Source organism: Bradyrhizobium sp. USDA 4503, from assembly GCF_054055815.1.
Genome location: NZ_JBSRXS010000001.1, coordinates 6,039,955 through 6,060,466 on the forward strand (window position 1 = coordinate 6,039,955; position 20,512 = coordinate 6,060,466).

The window sequence follows — 20,512 nt, forward strand, 5'->3', positions numbered from 1 at the left end:
CCAGGATCGATATCCGGTTTCATACTCTGGCATAGGCCGGAGCCGGCCAGCTAACCTGACGGCGCGGCCAACCCGGAGAATACAAGAGACAATACCGGGTTTCTGAGCGGCGGAGAGACGGCGATGTCGTTTCGTCTCGCATTTGCCTTTGTGTCGATAGCGGCGCTGCTGGTTGATCCGACTGACGCCGTGTCGCAGGACATGCTGCGGAGTGTCGACCTCAACAGTCCGGAAATGAAGGCGTCGGAGATGACGCGCGCCGAGGTCGATGCGCTCCTCAAGTCGGTCCCTCAAGGGGACGGACGCACTGCGGATCTGGAGGGAAAGCGACTGTCGCACCTCGATCTCTCGGGCCTCGATTTCTCCGGCGGCAACCTTCATCTCGTAAAGCTCAACCGGACCAATCTGAAAGGCGCCCGCTTCGATCGGGCTATCTTGAACCAGGCCTGGCTGATCGACGCAGACTTGACAGGGGCGTCCCTCGTCAAGGCATCGCTGCTCGGCACGCAGATGCAACGCGCCAAGCTTGGCGGCGCCGACTTGAGCGGCGCTCGGATAACCGCCGATCTTTCCGGTGCCAGCCTGATCGGGGCCAGGCTTGCGGGCGCCGATCTGAGCGCTGATATGCGCAACCAATCGATGGGCCTGATGCGTGGCGTGCTCAAATCCGCCGATCTGCGGAACGCGGATTTAAGCGGCGCCAATCTCTCGCGCGCCGATCTCGAATTTGCGCAACTGCAGAATGCCAATTTGGCGAACTGCAGCCTCCATAGAGCTGACCTTGCGGGAGCCGACCTATCCGACGCCAATGTCGCCGGCGCAGATTTCACCGAGGCCGACCTTGCGTCGGCCCTGTTGCCGAGCGCGGCGGCGCTGGCCGAGGCCCGCAATCTGGACAAGGCCCGGAACTTGAACTTGGCGCGGCGCCCCCGTTAGGGATCGAATTGCAGTGTCCTGCGACAAGACCTATGTTCTGTCTTGAGAACCACGCAGCCGCTCATCGTGCGGCGGGCAGGACCACGGTGGATGGTTGCATGTCGCACCGGAGGTGACGTCATGACCATTTCTCCCAAACTGCACAATTATCTCGCTGCAGAAAACATCGAGTACGACGAAATCCCGCACGTACTGACGATGTCGTCAGCCCTTACCGCCCAGGCTTGTCACGTCTCGGGCGATCGCTTGGCCAAGGCCATTGTGCTGCGCCGCAACGACGGGTATCTGCTCGCCGTGCTGCCGGCATCGCATCACCTCAGGCTGGCGGATCTCAGGGCGAGATTCGGTGACGATATCGCCATGGCCGCTGAAGGCGAGATCGATCGGCTGTTCACGGACTGTGCGCACGGGGCGGTTCCCGCCGCCGGTAGCTGCTACGGGCTCGACGTTATCGTTGATGACAGCATCCGGATGCAGCCCGAGATCTATATCGAAGCCGGCGATCATGAGACGTTGCTTCATCTCGGTCGTGCGCAATTCGCACGCCTGACCGCCGGTTCCCTGCATGGCAGCTTCAGTGCGCATGACTGAGGCGGCGTGACAGCGGGACCATCTATCTGTGCGCCCCGACTGGAGCATGATCCGGAGGGGTGCGAAGCGGCTCTTCCCCGAGGCAAGGGAGGAACGCGCTTGCGCGGAGATCATGCTCAAGCAAGGGGCTCGAGCGCGATAACGCTTCGACCCGGTTTCATCGTGCCTTAAGGCGCAGCACGTATGCAGTCGCGCTAGCTCTGTTGTATAATTGCGAGCGAGGGGGTGCTGCCTTGGACGGGAGGTCCTCCATGAAAGTCAAGGACGTGATGCACAAGGGCGTCGATTGGGTGAGCCCCGACACGCCAATCACCGAAATCGCGAAATTGATGCAAGGGCACGACATCGGCTGCATTCCGATCGGGCAAGACGATCGTCTGATCGGGATGGTGACGGATCGCGACCTCGTCTGCAAAGGTCTCGCGAGCAAGGACTTCAACTCTGCGCGCACCACAGCGCGGGATGTGATGACCGAAGGCATCCACTGCTGCCGGGAAGACGACGACCTGACGAAAGCTATACATCACATGGAAACGCTGAAGATTCGCAGACTGCCTGTGATCAACAAGAGCAAGCGGATGGTTGGCATGATCAGCCTGGGCGATGTAGGCCACTTTGCCGGTGCCGATCTCTTGTCCCAATGCATGAAGAGCGTGTCGGCTCATCATTGAGGCGAGGCCGGTCTGCGGGAAGCTGGCAGACCGGCCAGTATCGTGGTCAACCGGGAAGGCAACCGGTGCCGGCTGTCTCGCAGGCATCGGCCCGAAGCTGGACGGCGATCGGCACGGTTCGATCTCCATCCGATCTGTCGAGGGGCGGATCGCACGACGATCCGCCCGACACCTCGTTATCGCCCGGTCGATCAACCGAGGTGATGAACCTTCTGCAAGCCGTAGACCGGGGTTGGGATGCCTTCCATCCGCGCCTTCAGTTGCAGCGCCAGATACTGGGAGTAATGCCGCGACTGGTGCAGATTGCCGCCGTGGAACCAAAGTGCCTCCTGCTGGGTCGGCTTCCACATGTTGCGCTGCTCGCCCTCCCACGGGCCGGGGTCCTTGGTGGTATCGGATCCAAGACCCCAGACCTTGCCGACCTTGTCGGCGACGTTCTTCGAGATCAGGTCGGCGGCCCAACCGTTCATCGAGCCATAGCCGGTGGCATAGACGACGAGATCGGCGGGGAGTTCGCTGCCGTCCACGAACCTGACGCCGGTTTCGGTCAGTTCCCGCACCGCAGCGCCCTTGCCGCTCTTGAGCTTGATCGAACCGTCGATCACGAGATCGCAGGCGCCGACGTCGATGTAATAGCCCGAACCGCGGCGCAGGTACTTCATGAACAGGCCGGAGCCGTCGTCGCCCCAATCATGCATGAAGCCGACTTTCTCCAGCGCGGCGTAGAAATCCTTGTCGCGCTCGCGCATCTGCTCGTAGAGCGGGATCTGGAATTCGTGCATGATCTTGTAGGGCAACGAGGCGAAGATCAAATCGGCCTTGCGCGTGGTCATCCCGCTCGCCACCGCCTGCTCCGAATAGAGCGCGCCGAGCCCGATATCCATCAGCGTGTCGGATTTCACGATATGCGTGGACGAGCGCTGCACCATGGTGACGTCGGCGCCACCTTCCCATAGCGCCGCGCAAATATCGTGGGCGGAGTTGTTGGAGCCGATCACCACCACCTTCTTGCCGCGATATTTCTCCGGCCCCGGGTGGGTCGAGGAATGCTGCTGCTCACCCTTGAAGATGTCCTGCCCCTTGTAGGTGGGCCAGTTCGCCTTGCCCGACATGCCGGTCGCCAGCACGAGCTGCTTCGGCTTGAGCGTGATCTCCTTGCCGTCGCGCTCGACCACGACGGTCCATTCCCCGGCCTTCTCGTCATACTTGGCCGACTTCGCCGTGGTCGAGCTCCAGTAGTTGAGCTCCATCACCTTCGTGTACATCTCCAGCCAGTCGCCGATCTTGTCCTTCGGCGCGAACACCGGCCAGTTTTTCGGGAAGTCGATATAGGGCAGATGGTCGTACCAGACCGGATCGTGCAGGCAGAGCGACTTGTATCGCTTGCGCCAGGAATCGCCGGCGCGTTCGTTCTTCTCGATGATGATGGTTGGCACGTTCAATTGCCGCAGCCGCGCGCCAAGCGCGATGCCGCCCTGGCCACCGCCGATGATCAGCGCATAGGGTTGTTTTGCATGACCCAGCTCGGTGATTTCCTGGTCACGTTCCTCGCGCCAGCTCTTACGGTCCTTGCAATGGCCGTGCTTGGCGCCGAGCGGACGGGTGGAGCCGGACTTTTCCTCATGTCCCTTGAGCTCGGCCATGGTGGTGAGCAAGGTCCAGATGCGTCCATCCTTCATGCGCAGGTGACCATAGCCGCGCGCGACATCGGTCTCGAATTCGATCCAGCTCTCGATGATGCCGCCGGCCTCGCTCGCGGCTTCGCCATCGGCAATGCGCCATCCCGACGGTTTGCTATCCGCAAGCCGCGCTTGAAGCATGTCGCGGATCTGATCCTTGCCTTCCATGGTTTTGATGTTCCAGGTGAAGGTGACCAGATCGCGCCAGTAGCAATCGGTCTGGAACAGCGCGATCGCGCGTTCGATGTCACCCGACGACAATGCGACGTTGAACTCGTCGAGCAGCGCGGTGGTCTTTCCGTCCGGGGCCTTCGTGAGCATGGTTTCATTCTCCCATATGCCGGCGTCGATCGCCTTTGCGTCGTGGGTCCGGCACGTTTGTTAGCGAGGTCGAATCTTGCCTCGACCACCATGTCAGCAAGCCTCATGCCATTGCGGCGCATCTCGAAAAACGCTCGGCATTTCCTCGCGTTAGCTGTCGGCGCCAGGCCGCCTCACTTGTTGCGTCATGCAACAGGTGTTGCACGCAACAAACTTGATCGGCGGCACAATCCGAGTGACACTCGACGCAACAACGTGCGGGGAAACATCCAGGAGCATCAGCCGTGACGACGGAGCGGGCTGCGCACATCGACGAGCTGGTTCGCGTTGCGGACGGCCAGAGCAGCGCGCGTGACGCAATCATCCATCAGTCGTGGGTGCGATGCGTCTCCGAACACAAGCTCGATCCGTTGGTGCTGCGCGACGCTCATATCGTAACGTCCGGGCGGCTGCGCGAGCATCGCGACGCCATGGACGAGTTCCTGCACACGGCGCGCTTCGGCGTCGAGATGCTGTATCGTCAGATCGCCGGACTCGGCTACGTGCTGCTGCTCACCGATGCCAGGGGCATCACGGTGGATTTCATCGGCGATCCGACATTCAACAACACGCTTCGCAGGGCCGGCCTCTATCTCGGCGCCGACTGGAACGAGCCGCATGCCGGCACTTGCGCAGTCGGCACCTGCATCGCGACCGAAGAAGCCCTGACGGTGCATCAATCCGACCATTTCGACGCCACCCATATTCCGCTGACCTGCACGGCCGCGCCGGTCTTCGATCCCAGCGGCAAGCTCGCTGCGGTCTTGGATATCTCCGCGCTGCGCTCGCCGGAACCGAAGGCCAGCCAGTTCCTGGCGCTGCAACTGGTCAAGTCGTTCGCCCACAAGATCGAGAATGCGAATCTGCTGAACCGTTTCCGGCAGGAATGGATCATCAAGCTGTCCGGCTCCGCGGAATTCGCCGATGTCGATCCGGACTATGTAATGGCCGTCGATAGCAGCGGCTACATCATCGGTTTCAACAATCGCGCAAGGCAGCTGCTCGCCCGCGAACTGGCCAAGCGTCCGGACCTTCGCCTGCGGGCCGACGGCTTCGGCGTGTCCGACATCTTCGAATGCACCATCGACGATCTGCCGCGCTTCGCCCATTCGCGCCCCACCGGCCAACGCACGCTACGACTAGCCAACAGCGGCGCGACGCTGTTCGCGCAGACCTTGCCGCCCCCGAACAAGCTGGTGGCGCCGGCGTCCTCCCGCAGCGAGTCGGCGCTTCCGGCGCCACTACGCAACCTGTTCCGCGGCGATCCCGCCATGCATCACGTGGTGACGCGCGCCGCCAAGCTCATCAATACCCAGATGGGCCTGCTCATCACCGGCGAAACCGGCACCGGCAAGGAGCACCTGACGAAGGCGCTGCATTCGGTCAGTGCGCGGGCAGGCAGACCGTTCGTCGCCGTCAACTGCGCCGCGCTGCCGGAAAGCCTGATCGAGAGCGAGCTGTTCGGCCACGAGGCAGGCGCCTTCACCGGAGCGGCGGCCAAGGGCAAGAAGGGTCTCGTGCTCGAAGCCGACGGCGGCACCCTGTTCCTTGACGAGATCGGCGACATGCCGATCTCGTCGCAGACGCGCCTGTTGCGCGTGCTCGCCGAGCGCGAGGTGACCCCGGTCGGCCGCACCCGGCCGGTCCCGCTCAATGTCCGCGTCATCGCTGCCACCCATCGCGACCTCGTCGCGCTTGTGAAGGCGGGGCAGTTCCGCGAGGATCTCTATTTCCGCCTCAACGGCGCGGTGCTTGCGCTGCCTCCGCTGCGTCAGCGCACCGATATCGAGTGGCTGATCGATCAATCCCTGCATCGGCTTTCGACGGAGCACAAGGCCAACTATGCGCTGACGGCAAGCGCGCGCAGCGCGCTGCTCAAGTACCAATGGCCCGGCAACATCCGCGAGCTGATCAATGCGCTCGATCATGGTTGCGCGCTGTCGAACGACGGCACGATCGATCTTGCCGATCTGCCGGACCGGATCGCTCATCCCCTGGGTGAGGATATCTCCGGAAAGCCGGTACGTGGCAGAGCGGCGACGTCGCGGCAAGCCGATGCGCTACTTGCGGCGTTGCGCAACAATCGCTGGAATGTCTCGCAGGTGGCACGCGAACGCGGCGTCGATCGTTCGACCATCCATCGCCAGATTCTCCGCTTCGGCATCACGATGCCGAAAGACCTGACCTGAGCGCAGTCGCTGCCCGCCGTCGCTGACTGCCACCGTCTGATACGACATCCCTGCCGAACGGTGGCGCGAACCCATTACATAATTGAAATTGCATGTGATTTTTCCTGCCCCAGTCGTTCGGCCACCGTCTTCGGCCCACCCGCTGTCGCAAGCGAAATTCAGCACGCCTCACGACAGCGTGCGCCGTTCGCTGCGGGATCGTAGTATTGTCGTCGGCAGCCGTCGAAGCTAGGATTTCGCGTAGCATTCGATCGCGACGCACGAAGAGATGCACTCCAGAATCAAGCGGATGGTCGCGGCTGCGATCGGACGGCACGGCAAATGGAGGACATTATGGCGTGGCGTGACGACAAGGCCCGGGCAGCCCTGATCCGCGATGCAGCGGGCAGCGTGCCAGCGGGCAAGAGCCCCAGGGCCTTTGCCGAGCCCTTGTTCGGCTACACTAATATCGAGGATCTCGCCAATTACGATGCCGCCTCGCTTGCCCAACTGGCGGAGCAGGCCTGGGAGCACGTGCAGCGGCGCACGGCTGGCAGCGCCGATATCCGCGTCGTCAATCCGACGTTGCCGAATGGGCGCGAGATTTCCGTGCTCGAAATTCTCAACGACAATATGCCTTTCCTGTTCGATTCCACCATGGCGGAGCTCGCCGAGCAGGGCCTCGAGGTCACTCTGGTCGCTCACCCGATCATCGCCGTGGAGCGCGATGAAGGGGGCAAGCTGCTGCGATTCTACGGGGAAGCACTGCCGGAGGGAGCAAAGGGCGCGCGCGAAAGCCTGATTCATCTCCACATCACCCGCCTGGACGCGGATTCCGATCGCCAGAAGCTGATCGACGGCCTGACCAGGACGTTGAACAATGTCCGCGCCTGCGTTGCCGACTGGCGCGTCATGCGTGACAGTGTCGAGGAAGCGATCAAGACGTTCTCTTCCAATCCGCCGCCGCTGCCGATCGACGAACTCGCCGAAGCCAATCAGTTCCTGCAATGGCTCTGCGCGGACAATTTCACTTTCCTCGGCGTGCGCAAATATCGCTTCTCGCCCGACAGCGACGCGTCGGACGACATTACAACCGGCGAAGGCCTCGGCATCCTGCGCGATCCGGACGTGAAGGTCCTGCGTCGCGGCAGCGAAATGGTGGTGATGACACCGGAAATCCGCGAGTTCATGCACGAGCCGACCCTGCTGATCGTCATCAAGGCCAATGTCTCCAGCCGCGTCCATCGCCGCACCCGGATGGATTATGTGGGCATCAAACTCTACTCGCCCGACGGCCGGCTCGAAGGCGAGCTGCGCGTCGTCGGCCTTTTCACCTCGGGCGCCTATACTCGCTCGGTACGGCAGATCCCTTATGTCCGCCACAAGGTTTCGCGGGTGCTGCAGCGCGCGGGCTTCGACCCGAACGGCCATTCCGGCAAGGCGCTGATGCATATTCTCGAAGATTATCCGCGCGACGAGCTGTTCCAGATCGACGTCGACACGCTCTACAACTTCGTCATCGAGATCCTGATCCTCTACGAGCGTCCGCGCGTCCGGGCGCTGCCGCGGGTCGACAAGTTCGATCGCTTTGTCTCCATCCTCACCTTCATTCCGCGCGACAAATACGACACCGACGTCCGCACGCGCGTCGGAGCCTTTTTGGCGCAGGCCTACAAAGGGAAGCTGTCCGCCTCCTACGTATCATTCCCGGAAGGGGCGCTTGCGCGCGTCCACTTCATCATCGGACGCTATGAAGGCAAAACGCCCGTCGTCGACCGCGCCTTGCTCGAAGCCGGGATCAGCGCCATTGCCGCGACCTGGGCCGACAAGCTGAAGGCCGCGCTCACCGCGTCGACCGATGGCATGCGGGCGCGCATGCTCACCAACCGATATGCCCAGGCCTTCAGCGGCGGCTATACCGAGGTGTTCGGCGCGGAACAGGCGATCGCCGATATCACGACCGTCGAAAAGCTGACGCCGGCGCGCCCGGTGACGATTTCGGTTTACCGCATCGAAGGCGACGATCCGAGGCGCTTCGGCCTGAAGGTGTTTTCGGACGCCGTACCGCTGTCGTTGTCCTACCGCGTGCCGGTGATCGAAAATCACGGCCTGCGTGTGGTCAACGAACGCACCTATCAGGTCGTGCCCGGTACCAGGCCTGCGCCGGTATGGCTGCACGACATGACGATCGAGACCAGCGACGGCCAGCCCATCGAGATCAACCCGGAATTCAGCCATCGCCTGGAAACCTCGATCATGGCGGTGGTGACCGATCGCGCCGAATCCGACGGATATAACGGCCTGATCCTGCGCACCGCCCTAAGTTGGCGGGAAGTCTCGACCATTCGGGCGCTGTCGCGTTATTTGCACCAGATCCGCGCTCCGTTCACCCAGGATTACATGTGGGAGACCTTGCGCAAGAACGCCGCGATCACGGCCAGCCTGGTCGCGATGTTCCAGACCCGCCTCGATCCGCGCCTCGCCTTGACGGACGCCGAGCGCGCGGCGCGCGAGGCGGCTTTGCTTGCCGAGATCGAGGAACAGCTCAAATCCGTCGCCTCGCTCGATGAAGACCGCATCCTGCGCCGCTTCACCAATCTGGTGCAGGCTACCGTTCGCACCAATCTGTGGCAGATCGGCGAGGATGGACACCCGCGTCCGGTGATCTCCTTCAAGTTCGAGGCGCGCCGGATCGACGACTTGCCCGCTCCACGACCGCTCTACGAGATCTTCGTCTATTCCCCTCGTGTCGAAGGTATCCACCTGCGCTTCGGCAAGGTTGCGCGCGGTGGCTTGCGCTGGTCCGACCGGCCGCAGGATTTCCGCACCGAGATCCTCGGCCTGGTGAAAGCGCAGCAGGTCAAGAACGCCGTGATCGTGCCGGTCGGAGCCAAGGGCGGCTTCGTGCCCAAGCGCCTGCCGCCGCCTTCCAAGCGCGACGCCTGGCTCGCGGAGGGCACCGAAAGCTATCGCATCTTCGTTCGCTCGCTGCTCGAACTCACCGATAATCTCGACGGCGACATCGTCGTGCCGCCCGAATCCACCGTGCGCCACGACGGCGACGACCCCTACCTCGTCGTCGCCGCCGACAAGGGCACCGCCACCTTCTCCGATGTCGCCAACGCGATCTCGGCCGAGAAGAACCATTGGCTCGGCGATGCCTTCGCATCTGGCGGCAGCCAGGGTTACGATCACAAGAAGATGGGGATCACGGCGCGCGGCGCCTGGACGGCGGTCAAGCGCCACTTCCGCGAGCTCGGCACCGACATTCAGACCATGCCGTTCACCGCGGTCGGCGTCGGCGACATGTCGGGCGACGTTTTCGGCAATGGCATGCTGCTCTCGCCGGCGACAAGGCTAGTGGCGGCTTTCGATCATCGCGACATCTTCATCGATCCTTCACCCGATCCATCGACCAGCTTCGCCGAGCGCAAGCGCCTGTTCGATCTGCCGCGATCGAGCTGGCAGGACTACAACAAGTCGCTGATCTCGCAGGGCGGCGGCGTGTTCTCGCGCTCGCTCAAGGCGATCCCGCTTGCGCCGGAAGTGCGCACGTTGCTCGATCTCGACAAGCCGCAAGCCACGCCTTTCGAGGTGATGACGGCGATCCTGAAGGCTCGCGCGGACCTGTTGTGGTTTGGCGGCATCGGCACCTATGTCCGCTCCTCCGGGGAAAGCGACGACCAGGTCGGGGATCGCGCCAACGATCCGATCCGCATCGCGGGCGGCGACGTGCGTGCCCGGGTGATCGGCGAAGGGGCCAACCTCGGCGTTACCCAGCGCGGCCGCATCGAAGCGGCGCAGAAGGGCGTCAAGCTCAACACCGACGCCATCGACAATTCGGCCGGCGTGAACACGTCCGACGTCGAGGTCAACATCAAGATCGCGCTGGCGCGCCCCGAGCGCGAGGGACGCCTCAGTCCCACTGACCGCAACAGCCTGCTTGCCGCGATGACCGACGAGGTCGGCGTGCTGGTGCTGCGCAACAACTATCTGCAGACGCTGGCGCTGTCGCTGGCCGAGCGCAAGGGTGTGGCCGAGACCGGTTTCCTCACTCGCCTGATGCAGTCGCTCGAACAGCGCGGCTTGCTCAGTCGCGCCGTGGAGTTCTTGCCCGACGACGCCGCGCTCACCGAGCGCACACGGCGCGGCCAGTCCCTCGCGCGGCCGGAGCTTGCCGTGCTGCTCGCCTACGCCAAGCTGACCCTCTACGATGACCTGCTCGTCACCAGCGTGCCCGATGACCCCTATCTCGCCCGCGAACTATCCCAGTATTTTCCGCGCGAGGTTCAGGACAAATTCCCGACCGCCGCCGGATTGCATCGCCTGCGGCGGGAGATCATCGCGACCAGTCTCGCCAATGCGGTGATCAATCGCGGCGGCCCGGCCTGCGTCGTGCGCTTGATCGACGAGACCGACGCCGATATCCCGACCATCGTCATGGCCTATGTGGCGGTCGATGAATGCTACGGCCTGAAGTGGCTCAATGATGCGATCGACGCGCTCGACGCCTGCATCGACGGGCAGCTGCAGCTATCCCTCTACGCTTCGGTGCAGGATCTCCTGCTCTCCCGCATGGTCTGGTACGTGCGCAATGCCGATTTCAAGGACGGGTTGGAGGCCGTCGTCGCGCGCTTCGGCCCGGCGATCCGCCAGATCGTCGCCGGGCTCGACACTGCCTTGCCGCCGGACTTGCAAGCCGCGCGCGTCAAGCGGCGGCAGGAACTCGCCGACGCCGGTGTCCCGGCCGGCCTCGCCGGAGAGCTCGCCGATCTTGACGCTTTGGTCTCGGCTCCCGACATCGTGACGGTTGCCGAGCGCACCACGCGCCCCATCGGCGATGCCGCCGCGACCTTCTACGCCGCCGAGGCGAATTTCCGTCTCGACCGCATCATCGCCGCCGCACGCAGTGTGCCGGCCAACGATTATTTCGAACGCATGGCCATCGATCGCGCCGTCGAGCAGATCGCCGGCGCCGAAAGGAGACTGGCCGCCGATATGCTGGCAACCGGCCAGTCTGGCCAGCAGGCCGTCGAGACCTGGCTCGCGGCTCACCCCGAGGCGACGCGTATCCGCCGCTCGGTGGAGGAGATCGCTGCCAGCGGCCTGACCCTCGCCAAGCTGACGGTGGCGGCGAACCTGCTGGGGGACTTGGTCAAGGCCTGAGGGCGTGCGAGGCAGCGATGTGAGAAGCGCGATGCTGGCGCAGGTAGCTAGCCGGTAAACGGAGGAATCCAATGATCCACGCCACTTGTCATACCGCCGACAATGTTCGCTGCATCGAGTTCGATGCCACGCCGTGGTTCAGCGAGGCTGACGCTCCGAGCATTATCGATTTGGCCCAACGAGGATGGACCAGCACTGCGATTGCAGATTCCCTCGAGCGCAGACAAGGATACGAACGCCTGCACGACCTCGTTGAGTATGCGGCGAAGCGACTGCAATTGGAGTCTTTGGAAGACCCAACCTGGGAAACCTTCGAGTGTGTCGTCGATGGACCCGAGGCCGTCGCCTGGCTCGAGAAAAACCGGCCCAACGTTGTGCCAGGAATCCCCTAAGCCGCGGGAAGCGCAGCAAAGGCTACGGTTGATCGGCGGCAACGAAGCGGAAATGGCGCACCCGACACGATTCGAACGTGTGACCTTTGCCTTCGGAGGGCAACGCTCTATCCAGCTGAGCTACGGGTGCGTGCAGGGGTTCATTTAGCTGATTGGCTCCGCGTCGGCAACGGCGTTGTCCAACTGGTTAAGGGCTGTAAACTGCCTCCCGACAATATGACAGGCCGCGAAAAAAGGCCGTCTTTCGAGGGAGTTTGCCCATGCGTCCGCTGGAATTCGGCTGGTATCTGCCCACGCATGGCGACACCACGGCCTATGGGCTGATGGAGGCCCAGATCGCCGGTTCGCCGGAACTCTGCGAGCGCGTGGTCGCGGCCGCTGAGGACGCCGGCTTCGAGTATCTGCTGATCCCGGTAGGCTCGGTGTGCTGGGAGGCCTGGATCACGGGCGCCTTCATGGCGGCGCGCTCCAGCCGGATCAAGCCGCTGATTGCGGCGCGGCCCGGCTATATCAACCCGGTGCTGATGGCAAAGATGATCTCGACCTTCGACCAGATGTCGGGCGGGCGGATCTGCATCAATCTGATCGCCGGCCAGAACGAGAGCGAGGTCGAGGCCGAGGGCGTGCGCTATGCCAAAGAGGAACGCTACGCGCTGATGGAGGAGGAGGTCTCGATCCTCAAGGCGCTGTGGACGACACGCGGCCCGGTGCATTTCCAGGGCAGGTTTCACACGATCTCCGGCGCGCATATCAGGCCGCGGCCGCTGCAGCAGCCGTTCCCGAAATTCTATCTCGGCGGTGGCTCGCGGCAGGCCTGGGAGGTGTCGGCGAAGCATTCCGATGTTCATCTGTTCTGGGGCGACCTGCCGGAACGCATCGCGGAGAATATCGCCGAGATCCGGCGGATGGCGCGGGCGCATGACCGCGAGGATGCGATCGGCTTCGGCATGCGGCTGCAGGTGATCTGCCGCGAGAACGAGACGGATGCCTGGGAGGCGGCCGACCAGCTGGTGCGCCACGCCACCGAGCGGCAGAAGCAGGAGATGAAGACGCTTTACAATCGCTCGGAGGCCAACCAGCGCGTGCAGCAGCTCGCGCGCGACTACGGCGATCTCCTGATGCCGCATCTGTGGACCGGCATCACCAAGGTGCGGCCCGGCGCCGGCATCGCGGTGGTCGGCGATCCCGCGCAATGCGCCGCGACCTTGCAGCAGTTCATCGATGCCGGTTGCCACTCCTTCTGCCTGTCCGGTTATCTGCACGACGAGGAGGCCGAGCGGTTCGGCCGCCTGATCCGCCCGATCCTCGCCGCCAACAATCATGGACGGCTCGTGGCCTGAGGTGCGGGTGCGGAAGCTTTCCGAAAATTCACGGGTGAATCTGCGCCTGACGCGCCATGATCCAGCCGAGCTCGCGGCAGCAACGGAGTCGAACCATGCATCACCGGGCCTGGCTTGCGGCCGCGGCATTGCTCGTCGTGGCGGCGGCGCACGTACCCGCGGCGTCCGCGACGCAGGCGCAGACCGAGCGCGACCGGAAACCGGTCAAGGAGATCGCCAATGCGCGGATTGCCGTCGGCAAAGCGAGCTTTCCGCTCTACCTCTCGGCCGACTGGTCCAACCCGCTGCCGGATGTTACGCGCGCGGTGCTCGTGCTGCATGGCGTGCTGCGCAATGCCGACGACTATTTTCGCGCGGCGCTGAGCGCGCAGGCCGCGGCCGGCGATGCCGGCGAGCATGCGCTGATGATCGCGCCGCAATTCCTGATCGAGTCCGACGTCGAGGCCTTCAAGCTGCCGGCGGAGACGCTGCGCTGGAGCCTCTATGGCTGGCAGGGCGGCGAGCCTGCGCTCGCGCCGAGCGCGGCGAGCTCGTTCGAGGCGCTCGATGCCATCCTGGCGAAGCTCGGCGACCGCAAGCTGTTTCCGAACCTGCAGCAGGTCGTCGTGTTCGGTCATTCCGGCGGCGGCCAGGTGGTGCAGCGCTATGCGATCGCGGTGAAGGGCGATCAGCTGCTGCTGCGCGAGGGTATCGGCGTGCGCTATGTGGTCGCCAATCCGTCCTCCTACGCCTATTTCACCAAGGAGCGGCCGGAGCCCGCGATCGCGGCGAACTGCCATGGCTACAACAGCTGGAAATTCGGTATGGACGATCGCCCGCCCTATCTTGCCGAGCCTTCGCCGGCTGCGCTGGAGCAGGCCTATGTCGCGCGCCGCGTGATCTATTTGCTCGGAACGCTCGACACCAACCCCAATCATCCCGCGCTCGACAAATCCTGCATGGCGGAGGCCCAGGGGCCGTACCGTTACGCGCGCGGGCATTCCTATGTCGCCGCGATGCAGGCCCGCGACAACGGCGCGCCGAACCACAGCGTGTGGGATGTGCCCGGCGTCGGTCATGCCGGCGGCAAGATGCTCAATTCGCCCTGCGGCCTGACCGCCGTGTTCGACATCCCCGGCTGCGAAGCGGCGCGCTGAGCCCCCCGACACCAGAATTTGTGCGCGGAGACGGTGGCAAGCGGCACTGAGATCGCCTACGCTCGTATCGCGAATGGAGCAGCACGACCGACAGCTCGATGGAGAACATCATGAGAGCAGGTTTGATCACGCTTCTGACAGCCGGTGCCTTCCTCGGCTTGACCCCGGCCAACGCCGCAGAGGGATGCGGTGACGGTTGCCACAGGACCTCACGAGGTGCCTGCGTGATCGACGGCTGGGGCACCGCCGCGCGGGTCAGGAATGAGTGTCCCGCCACCTCGCGCCCGCGCCCGCCGTGTGGTGGCGCTGGCTTCGTCTGGCGGCGCGACTACCAGGCTTGCAGCCAGACCACGAAGGATTGGCTCTAGTGTGCTGAATGCGAAGTTCGTGCGATTTCGCGGCAGCCACTTTCACGAACTTCGCATTCATAAACCACTAGAATCATAAGTTTGCTAGTGTCCTTATCGAATCCGAAGTTCGCTCCGAAGGTGCGGCAAATGATGCGAACTTCGGATTCGGGACACTAGCCGTCGACGGCCTGGCCAGCGTCACGCCGGCACGATCACCTTGCCGATCGGCCACAGCGCGATGCCGGCAAGCTTGAGATGCGCCCAGGCGAACGGGATGCCGATGATGGTCACCGCCAGCAGGATCGCGGTGATCACATGGCCGATCGCGAGCCACCAGCCGGCCAGGATGAACCAGATCAGATTGCCGATCACGCCGAGCGGTCCGGTACCGATGTCGGACGTGCCGGTCACCTCATCGCGGCGCACCGCACGCGAGCCGAACGGGAGCAGCGTGTAGACGGCGATGTTGAAGGCGGCGCGCGCCCAGGGCAGCCCGATAATGGTCACAGCCATGATCACGGCGGCGACCAGCCAGCCGAACGCCATCCACGCGCCGCCGATCAGGATCCAGAGGATGTTCAGGAGGATAGATACAGGCTGCATGGCTGACACCTTCGCGCCGCTTGGGACTGCTCTTTATATACGCCGCCGCCCGGCGCTGCGGTAGGTGTGGCCTAACCGCGCGCCTGCCGTGACGAGGCGCGTCACCGGCGGCCGGCACCGAACGACAGCTGGCACCTCATTGCATCCATCGCGACGGCAATTAATCTCGCGCGACCGGGCAGGGCGCAAAGACGCCTGCACCGAAAAGGGAGAACAACAATGAGAACAATATTCGGAGCAGGGATCTTGGCGGCGCTGGCATTGTCGGTGTCGGCCGTGCGGGCTGAGGACGCCGTGCGCTTCGCGCCGCTGAAGGCGGAGGAGCTGTCGCCGGCGCAAAAGGCCTGGGCCGACATGATCAGCGCGCCGCCGCGCAATGCCAAATTCACCGCGCCGCCCTACCGCGCCTATATCCGCAATCCCGATCTGGCACCAAAGCTGTCGAACCTGTCGGAGTATCTGCGGTGGAATACCTCGCTGCCGGCGCGGCTCAGCGAAATGGCGATCCTGATCACGGCGCGGCACTGGACCGCGCAATATGAATGGTCCGCGCACCATCCGCTGGCGATCAAGGGCGGGCTCGATCCGAAAATCGCGGACGCGATCGCCAAGGGCACGCGGCCCGAGAGCATGAAGGACGACGAGGCCGCGCTGTACGATCTCGGCATCGCGCTCTATCGCGACAAGAAGGTCAGCGACGCTGTCTACAAGGCGGCGCTGGATAAATTCGGCGAGCGCGGCATCACGGATATCATCGCCATCATGGGCTATTACGACATGGTCTCGATGATGCTGATCACGATGCAGGCCGATCCCGCGAATAACGGCGTGCAGCCGTTGGCGGTGCTGGAGAAGTAGGGCGTCTGCAGCGGTCTCGCGTTCTTACCTCTCCCGCCTGCGGGGGAGGTCGACGTGCGCGCAGCGCGCGGCGGGTGGGGGCTCTCTCCCCAGTTTTGACTCGTGGTGAAACCCCTACCCCAACCCTCCGCCGCAAGCGGGAGAGGGAGCGCAGTCACATCGCGCCCTTACCGCCGGAAGCCGCTGGCGCGCGAATAGCCCTGGCGGCCTTCCTGGGCGGGGCGCGCGGCCATGCTGGCGCGCGTTTCGCTGGCGACCGGCGTCGCCGGCTTCAAATCCTCGAGGAAGATCGGTTTGGCGAAGTAATAGCCCTGGGCATAGCGGATCTTGGTCGCGGCCTGCAGATAGGTGAGTTCCTCGTAGGACTCGATACCCTCGGCGATCACGGTCATGCCGAGCGCCTCGCTCAGCGATTCGATTGCGCGCAAGATGCCCTGGCTGCGCGGCCGCTGATGGATGTCGGTGATGAAGGAGCGGTCGATCTTGATCTCGTCGGCGGTGATATCGGCGAGCGCCGACAGCGACGAATAGCCGATGCCGAAATCGTCGATCGAGATGCCGACGCCGATGCCGCGCAGGATCGGCAGGATCTGGTCCTGGAAATGCGACCGCGTCACGAACGCGTCCTCGGTTACCTCGATCATGAAGCGTTTGGGGAAGCCGGTCTCCTCGAGCGCGCGCGCGAACCGGCGCATGAATTCGAGGTTGGAGGCCTGCTTGGCGGCGACATTGATGCTGATCGTCGCCGTCGGACCGAACGTGTCGTTGATCAGGTCGATCGACTTGACGATCTCCGCCAGCACCAGGAACGTCAGCTCGTCGATCAGGCCGAGCTCGACCGCGAGATCAATGAAGGTGCCCGGCGCCTGGATCACGCCCTCGCCGTCGCGCAGCCGCACCAGCGCCTCGATGCCCTTCACCTCCTGGGTGCGGATATCGACCTTGGCCTGGAACGCGCAGCAGAAACGCTTTTCCAGGATCGCCAGCCGCAGCGACTGCTCGATCTTCATCCGCGCCAGCGCCTCGCGCTCCATGCTGTTGTCGAAGAACGCGGTCGAGCCCTTGCCGTTGTTCTTGACGCGGTACATCGCGATATCGGCATTCTGGCGCAGCGCCTCGTAGCTCCGGCCATGCATCGGATAGAGGCTGACGCCGATCGAGGTCGAGGCGAAGATTTCGGAGTCCTCGATGAAGAACGGCGCCTTCAGCCGCTCCTGCATGACATGGATGAATTCGGCGACTTCGTCATTGCCGCTGATCGGGTTGAGCAGCAGCAGGAATTCATCGCCGGAGATGCGCGACAGGATATCGGTGTCGCGCAGCGCGTGGCCGAGTCGCTTCGACAGCTCAACGAGCAGCGCATCGCCGATCGCGTGGCCGTAATAGTCGTTGATGTGCTTGAAGTTGTCGACGTCGAGGAAGGCGAGCGCGAAATGGCCTTGCGAATCGTCGCGGATCAAGCCGTTGACGCGGTGCTCGATCACCCGGCGGGTCGGCAGGCCGGTCAGCTCGTCGTAATAGGCCGAGCGGAACAGCTGGTCCTCGAACGCCTTCTGCTCGCTGATGTCGGTCGAGGTCGAGATCAGGAGATTGCGACCGGCGATCCGGACGGGCCGGTGCGAGGTCAGGAACACGTATTTGGATGCGCCGCAGGAGAGCGTTTCCTCGAGCACCACCGGACGGCCGCTGCGCAGCAGGTCCAGGTTGGCGGCGTGGCGCTCGTCGACCGGGGACGGCTGGCTCGCGCTGGCGGCCAGCTGCAGCTGGCTCGCGGCTGCTTCATTCACCAGGATGATCTGGCCCTGCTCGTCCTGGACGGTCACTCCCGCCGGAAGGAGTTGGAGAAGGTCGCGCAGGATACGCAATTCATTGCCGGAAATATCGTCTTGGCCGGGCACTGCCGCGCCCGCCTGAAAATCGTGTCTGGTGAGACTGTGCATGCGCCGACCTTGGCAAAGTCCGTTGTAGTTTTGGTTAAGCGGACCTGCGAAATGCCGTGACAGAATGAGACCGCGACGGCTTTCGCAAGCCGTCGCGGCAATCGTCATTAACAGAGTATCAATGTCGGCCGCGACCGCTGGTGAAAGCGATTGCGCTGCGCGCGGTTGCATCAACACATGCGCGTGTGCCGGAAAGCCGACTTATCAACAGCTCGGAAGCTTGCACTGCATGGTGCAGTGAACACCGGTCTTCAGGTAACTGATCTCGGTCTTGCCGTCGAACGGCCGCAGCGCCGACTTGAGCAGCTTGGTGCCGAAGCCGGCTTCGCCGATCGTCTCGACCACTGGTCCCTCGGTCTCGTCCCAGATCACGTTGAGACGTCCGTCGTCGACCGTCCATGACACTTGTAAAAATCCGCGCGGCGAGGAGAAGGCGCCGTATTTTCCGGCGTTGGTTGCGAGCTCATGGAAGATCAGCGCCAGCGAGACGGCGAGCTTGGCGGGCAGGAACAGCTGCTCGCCATTGAGGTTGAACCGCACGTGGCCGTAGGGCCCGAGTTCCGAGCGCAGCAAATCCTTGATATCGCAGCCATAGCCGTCGACCCGCGCGATCAGATCGTCGGTTGCCGAGAGCGCGCGGATGCGATGGTCGATGCGCTGCCAGACATCGGGCCGGTCCTGCAGCGCCTGATGCAGCACGGCGTGAATGGTCGAGGACTTGTTCTTCAGCCGGTGCTGCAATTCGTCGACCACCACCTTGCGGTACTGCTCTTCCTCGATCAGCCGTTTGGAAACTTCGCGCTGCTGTGCGACCAGGGAACGGTAATGCTCGACGCCCCAGATCGCGATGCCGCACACAACCCAGAAGATCATCAGCAGCGCAAAGCGCGCCGGATCGGCGTGCGCGCCGCTGAAATTGAGCACGACGCCGAGCAGGCCGCTCGCCAGCGCGGTCGCGATCCCGATCCGGAAACCGCCAAGGGCGGTGGCAAAGAACACCGCCGGGAAATAGGGCGTGAAGAACACATCCGGCCGGATCTGGGCGAGCCCGAAGCGCGCGGCCGTGGCCAAAACGAGACAAAGCACCGCGAAGGCGACCGCAAGCCGCACCGACGGCTGGGCATCGCCCCGCCAACACGCCCTGAAATCGTCGATCCACTTCGCCATCGGTCGTTCCAGTTCACGTGAACAGGCGACCCAAAATAAGGCCGCTGCGACCGAAAAACCGCAGTAGTGGCCTTCTGGCCACAGGCGGACCTCGCGACCGTGGCGGCTTGCAAGTACTTGTATTGGCAGCAGGAGCTGGGGAATATCCGCAACATCATACGTAAGTTGAGGGGACCGACATGGGACGGCTGAACGGCAAGGTCGCGGTGATCACAGGGGCGACCAGCGGCATCGGGCTGCGCACGGCGGAGATCTTTGTCGCGGAGGGCGCGAAGGTGGTGATTGCCGGACGCCGCGCGCCGGAGGGCGAGGCACTGGCGCAACAGCTCGGCGAGACCTGCGTGTTCCGTCAGACCGACGTCACGGTCGAGGAACAGATGCAGGCGCTGATCGCGCTTGCGGTTGAGAAGTTCGGCCGGATCGACTGCCTGTTCAACAATGCCGGCGGCCCGGCGCAGACCGGGGGCATCGAAGGCCTCGACGTCGAGCGGTTCGATGCCGCGATGGCGACGCTGGTGCGCAGCGTCATGCTCGGCATGAAGCATGCCGCGCCCTACATGCGCAAACAGGGCTCCGGCAGCATCATCAACAATGGCAGCATCGCCGGACGGCTCGCCGGCTTCTCGTCGTCGATGGTCTATGGCGCCGCGAAGGCCGCGGTGATCCATTTCACCAAATGCGTGGCAATGGAGCTCGGCGAGTCCGGCATCCGCGTCAACTCGATCTCGCCCGGCGCGATCGCCACCGGCATTTTCGGCAAGGCGCTCGGGCTGTCGACGGAAGCGGCGGAGAAGACCGCGGCCGTGATGCGCGAGGTCTACAAGGCAGCGCAGCCGATCCCGCGCGCCGGCCTGCCCGACGACATCGCGCATGCCGCGGTGTTCCTGGCGAGCGACGAGTCGAGCTTCATCAACGGCCATGACCTCGTGATCGACGGCGCCATCACCGGCGGCCGCAACTGGAGCCAGCAGCAGGCGGGCTACGTCGCGCTGCGCAAGGCGTTCGATCAGGGCGCGGGGTAGCAGCATCCGTCATTGCGAGTGGAGCGACTTGTCCGCAGAAGCATTGGCGAAGGCGGGAGTAATCCATAGCGTGCGCTGCCCATTCCCTCAGGGCGAGGAAAATGCATGAAGCGCGTCTTGATCACGGGCATGT

General features: G+C 63.8%; 15 protein-coding genes and 1 tRNA gene. 11 read left to right on the forward strand and 5 right to left on the reverse strand.

Annotated features, from left to right (window positions below; all coding sequences use genetic code 11):
* Positions 1-123: 123 nt before the first annotated feature.
* The 3 genes from ACVMIH_RS28805 (at position 124) to ACVMIH_RS28815 (ending at position 2,198) form a co-directional block, all read left to right on the forward strand.
* Positions 124-936, forward strand: a complete 813-nt coding sequence (locus ACVMIH_RS28805) for a pentapeptide repeat-containing protein (RefSeq protein WP_456864245.1) — start codon at positions 124-126, stop codon at positions 934-936.
* Positions 937-1,056: 120 nt separating this feature from the next.
* Positions 1,057-1,527 carry an aminoacyl-tRNA deacylase gene (locus ACVMIH_RS28810; RefSeq protein WP_176937234.1) on the forward strand — a complete coding sequence of 157 codons (471 nt, stop codon included), beginning with the start codon at positions 1,057-1,059 and terminating at the stop codon, positions 1,525-1,527.
* A 251-nt stretch (positions 1,528-1,778) separates the two neighbouring features.
* Positions 1,779-2,198 (forward strand): CBS domain-containing protein, encoded by a 420-nt coding sequence (locus tag ACVMIH_RS28815; RefSeq protein ID WP_057015376.1) that lies wholly within the window; start codon positions 1,779-1,781, stop codon positions 2,196-2,198.
* Positions 2,199-2,389: 191 nt separating this feature from the next.
* Here the strand turns inward: ACVMIH_RS28815 and ACVMIH_RS28820 are convergent, their stop codons facing one another.
* Positions 2,390-4,198, reverse strand: a complete 1,809-nt coding sequence (locus ACVMIH_RS28820) for an NAD(P)-binding domain-containing protein (RefSeq protein WP_456864247.1) — start codon at positions 4,196-4,198, stop codon at positions 2,390-2,392.
* A gap of 284 nt (positions 4,199-4,482) precedes the next feature.
* On the opposite strand from ACVMIH_RS28820, the gene ACVMIH_RS28825 reads away from it, so the two are divergent.
* The 3 genes from ACVMIH_RS28825 to ACVMIH_RS28835 all read left to right on the forward strand — a co-directional run bounded on the left by ACVMIH_RS28825 (position 4,483) and on the right by ACVMIH_RS28835 (position 11,963).
* Entirely contained in the window at positions 4,483-6,426 is a 1,944-nt protein-coding gene (locus ACVMIH_RS28825) for a sigma-54-dependent Fis family transcriptional regulator (protein WP_456864249.1), read from the forward strand.
* A 321-nt stretch (positions 6,427-6,747) separates the two neighbouring features.
* Entirely contained in the window at positions 6,748-11,571 is a 4,824-nt protein-coding gene (locus ACVMIH_RS28830; RefSeq protein ID WP_456864251.1) for an NAD-glutamate dehydrogenase, read from the forward strand.
* Between the two features lie 71 nt (positions 11,572-11,642).
* Positions 11,643-11,963 carry a hypothetical protein gene (locus ACVMIH_RS28835; protein WP_456864253.1) on the forward strand — a complete coding sequence of 107 codons (321 nt, stop codon included), beginning with the start codon at positions 11,643-11,645 and terminating at the stop codon, positions 11,961-11,963.
* Positions 11,964-12,016: 53 nt separating this feature from the next.
* On the opposite strand, the gene ACVMIH_RS28840 is transcribed toward ACVMIH_RS28835, so the two are convergent.
* Positions 12,017-12,093 (reverse strand) — tRNA-Arg (locus ACVMIH_RS28840).
* A gap of 130 nt (positions 12,094-12,223) precedes the next feature.
* Between ACVMIH_RS28840 and ACVMIH_RS28845 the strand changes: the two genes are divergently transcribed.
* The 3 genes from ACVMIH_RS28845 to ACVMIH_RS28855 all read left to right on the forward strand — a co-directional run bounded on the left by ACVMIH_RS28845 (position 12,224) and on the right by ACVMIH_RS28855 (position 14,807).
* The gene (locus tag ACVMIH_RS28845) at positions 12,224-13,303 is read left to right on the forward strand and encodes an LLM class flavin-dependent oxidoreductase (protein WP_168856590.1); all 1,080 of its coding nucleotides are present in this window, start codon (positions 12,224-12,226) and stop codon (positions 13,301-13,303) included.
* A 95-nt stretch (positions 13,304-13,398) separates the two neighbouring features.
* A complete protein-coding gene (locus ACVMIH_RS28850) occupies positions 13,399-14,439 on the forward strand; it encodes an alpha/beta hydrolase (protein WP_456864255.1) in 1,041 nt (346 codons plus the stop codon).
* Positions 14,440-14,549: 110 nt separating this feature from the next.
* Positions 14,550-14,807: a GCG_CRPN prefix-to-repeats domain-containing protein gene (locus ACVMIH_RS28855; RefSeq protein ID WP_156436045.1), complete on the forward strand. Its 258-nt coding sequence runs from the start codon at positions 14,550-14,552 to the stop codon at positions 14,805-14,807.
* A gap of 180 nt (positions 14,808-14,987) precedes the next feature.
* Here ACVMIH_RS28855 and ACVMIH_RS28860 read toward each other — a convergent pair whose 3' ends face one another.
* Positions 14,988-15,392, reverse strand: coding sequence for a YccF domain-containing protein (locus ACVMIH_RS28860; protein WP_016843571.1), 405 nt, complete (start codon positions 15,390-15,392; stop codon positions 14,988-14,990).
* 219 nt (positions 15,393-15,611) lie between these two features.
* On the opposite strand from ACVMIH_RS28860, the gene ACVMIH_RS28865 reads away from it, so the two are divergent.
* Complete coding sequence (locus tag ACVMIH_RS28865) at positions 15,612-16,250, forward strand: carboxymuconolactone decarboxylase family protein (protein WP_456864257.1); 639 nt, start codon at positions 15,612-15,614, stop codon at positions 16,248-16,250.
* Between the two features lie 167 nt (positions 16,251-16,417).
* On the opposite strand, the gene ACVMIH_RS28870 is transcribed toward ACVMIH_RS28865, so the two are convergent.
* Both ACVMIH_RS28870 and ACVMIH_RS28875 read right to left on the reverse strand, forming a co-directional pair.
* The gene (locus ACVMIH_RS28870) at positions 16,418-18,190 is read right to left on the reverse strand and encodes a putative bifunctional diguanylate cyclase/phosphodiesterase (RefSeq protein ID WP_456864259.1); all 1,773 of its coding nucleotides are present in this window, start codon (positions 18,188-18,190) and stop codon (positions 16,418-16,420) included.
* 204 nt (positions 18,191-18,394) lie between these two features.
* Complete coding sequence (locus tag ACVMIH_RS28875) at positions 18,395-19,357, reverse strand: sensor histidine kinase (protein WP_057015384.1); 963 nt, start codon at positions 19,355-19,357, stop codon at positions 18,395-18,397.
* Positions 19,358-19,536: 179 nt separating this feature from the next.
* Between ACVMIH_RS28875 and ACVMIH_RS28880 the strand changes: the two genes are divergently transcribed.
* On the forward strand, positions 19,537-20,379 hold the full coding sequence (locus ACVMIH_RS28880) for an SDR family NAD(P)-dependent oxidoreductase (RefSeq protein WP_076824619.1): 843 nt from the start codon (positions 19,537-19,539) through the stop codon (positions 20,377-20,379).
* The last annotated feature ends 133 nt before the right edge of the window (positions 20,380-20,512 follow it).

Excerpts from the sequence above, each read along its gene's own strand:
- ACVMIH_RS28805 (WP_456864245.1), top strand. The coding sequence starts at position 124 with ATGTCGTTTCGTCTCGCATTTGCCTTTGTGTCGATAGCGGCGCTGCTG.
- ACVMIH_RS28810 (WP_176937234.1), top strand. The coding sequence starts at position 1,057 with ATGACCATTTCTCCCAAACTGCACAATTATCTCGCTGCAGAAAACATC.
- ACVMIH_RS28815 (WP_057015376.1), top strand. The coding sequence starts at position 1,779 with ATGAAAGTCAAGGACGTGATGCACAAGGGCGTCGATTGGGTGAGCCCC.
- ACVMIH_RS28820 (WP_456864247.1), bottom strand. The coding sequence starts at position 4,198 with ATGCTCACGAAGGCCCCGGACGGAAAGACCACCGCGCTGCTCGACGAG.
- ACVMIH_RS28830 (WP_456864251.1), top strand. The coding sequence starts at position 6,748 with ATGGAGGACATTATGGCGTGGCGTGACGACAAGGCCCGGGCAGCCCTG.
- ACVMIH_RS28835 (WP_456864253.1), top strand. The coding sequence starts at position 11,643 with ATGATCCACGCCACTTGTCATACCGCCGACAATGTTCGCTGCATCGAG.
- ACVMIH_RS28845 (WP_168856590.1), top strand. The coding sequence starts at position 12,224 with ATGCGTCCGCTGGAATTCGGCTGGTATCTGCCCACGCATGGCGACACC.
- ACVMIH_RS28850 (WP_456864255.1), top strand. The coding sequence starts at position 13,399 with ATGCATCACCGGGCCTGGCTTGCGGCCGCGGCATTGCTCGTCGTGGCG.
- ACVMIH_RS28855 (WP_156436045.1), top strand. The coding sequence starts at position 14,550 with ATGAGAGCAGGTTTGATCACGCTTCTGACAGCCGGTGCCTTCCTCGGC.
- ACVMIH_RS28860 (WP_016843571.1), bottom strand. The coding sequence starts at position 15,392 with ATGCAGCCTGTATCTATCCTCCTGAACATCCTCTGGATCCTGATCGGC.
- ACVMIH_RS28865 (WP_456864257.1), top strand. The coding sequence starts at position 15,612 with ATGAGAACAATATTCGGAGCAGGGATCTTGGCGGCGCTGGCATTGTCG.
- ACVMIH_RS28870 (WP_456864259.1), bottom strand. The coding sequence starts at position 18,190 with ATGCACAGTCTCACCAGACACGATTTTCAGGCGGGCGCGGCAGTGCCC.
- ACVMIH_RS28875 (WP_057015384.1), bottom strand. The coding sequence starts at position 19,357 with ATGGCGAAGTGGATCGACGATTTCAGGGCGTGTTGGCGGGGCGATGCC.
- ACVMIH_RS28880 (WP_076824619.1), top strand. The coding sequence starts at position 19,537 with ATGGGACGGCTGAACGGCAAGGTCGCGGTGATCACAGGGGCGACCAGC.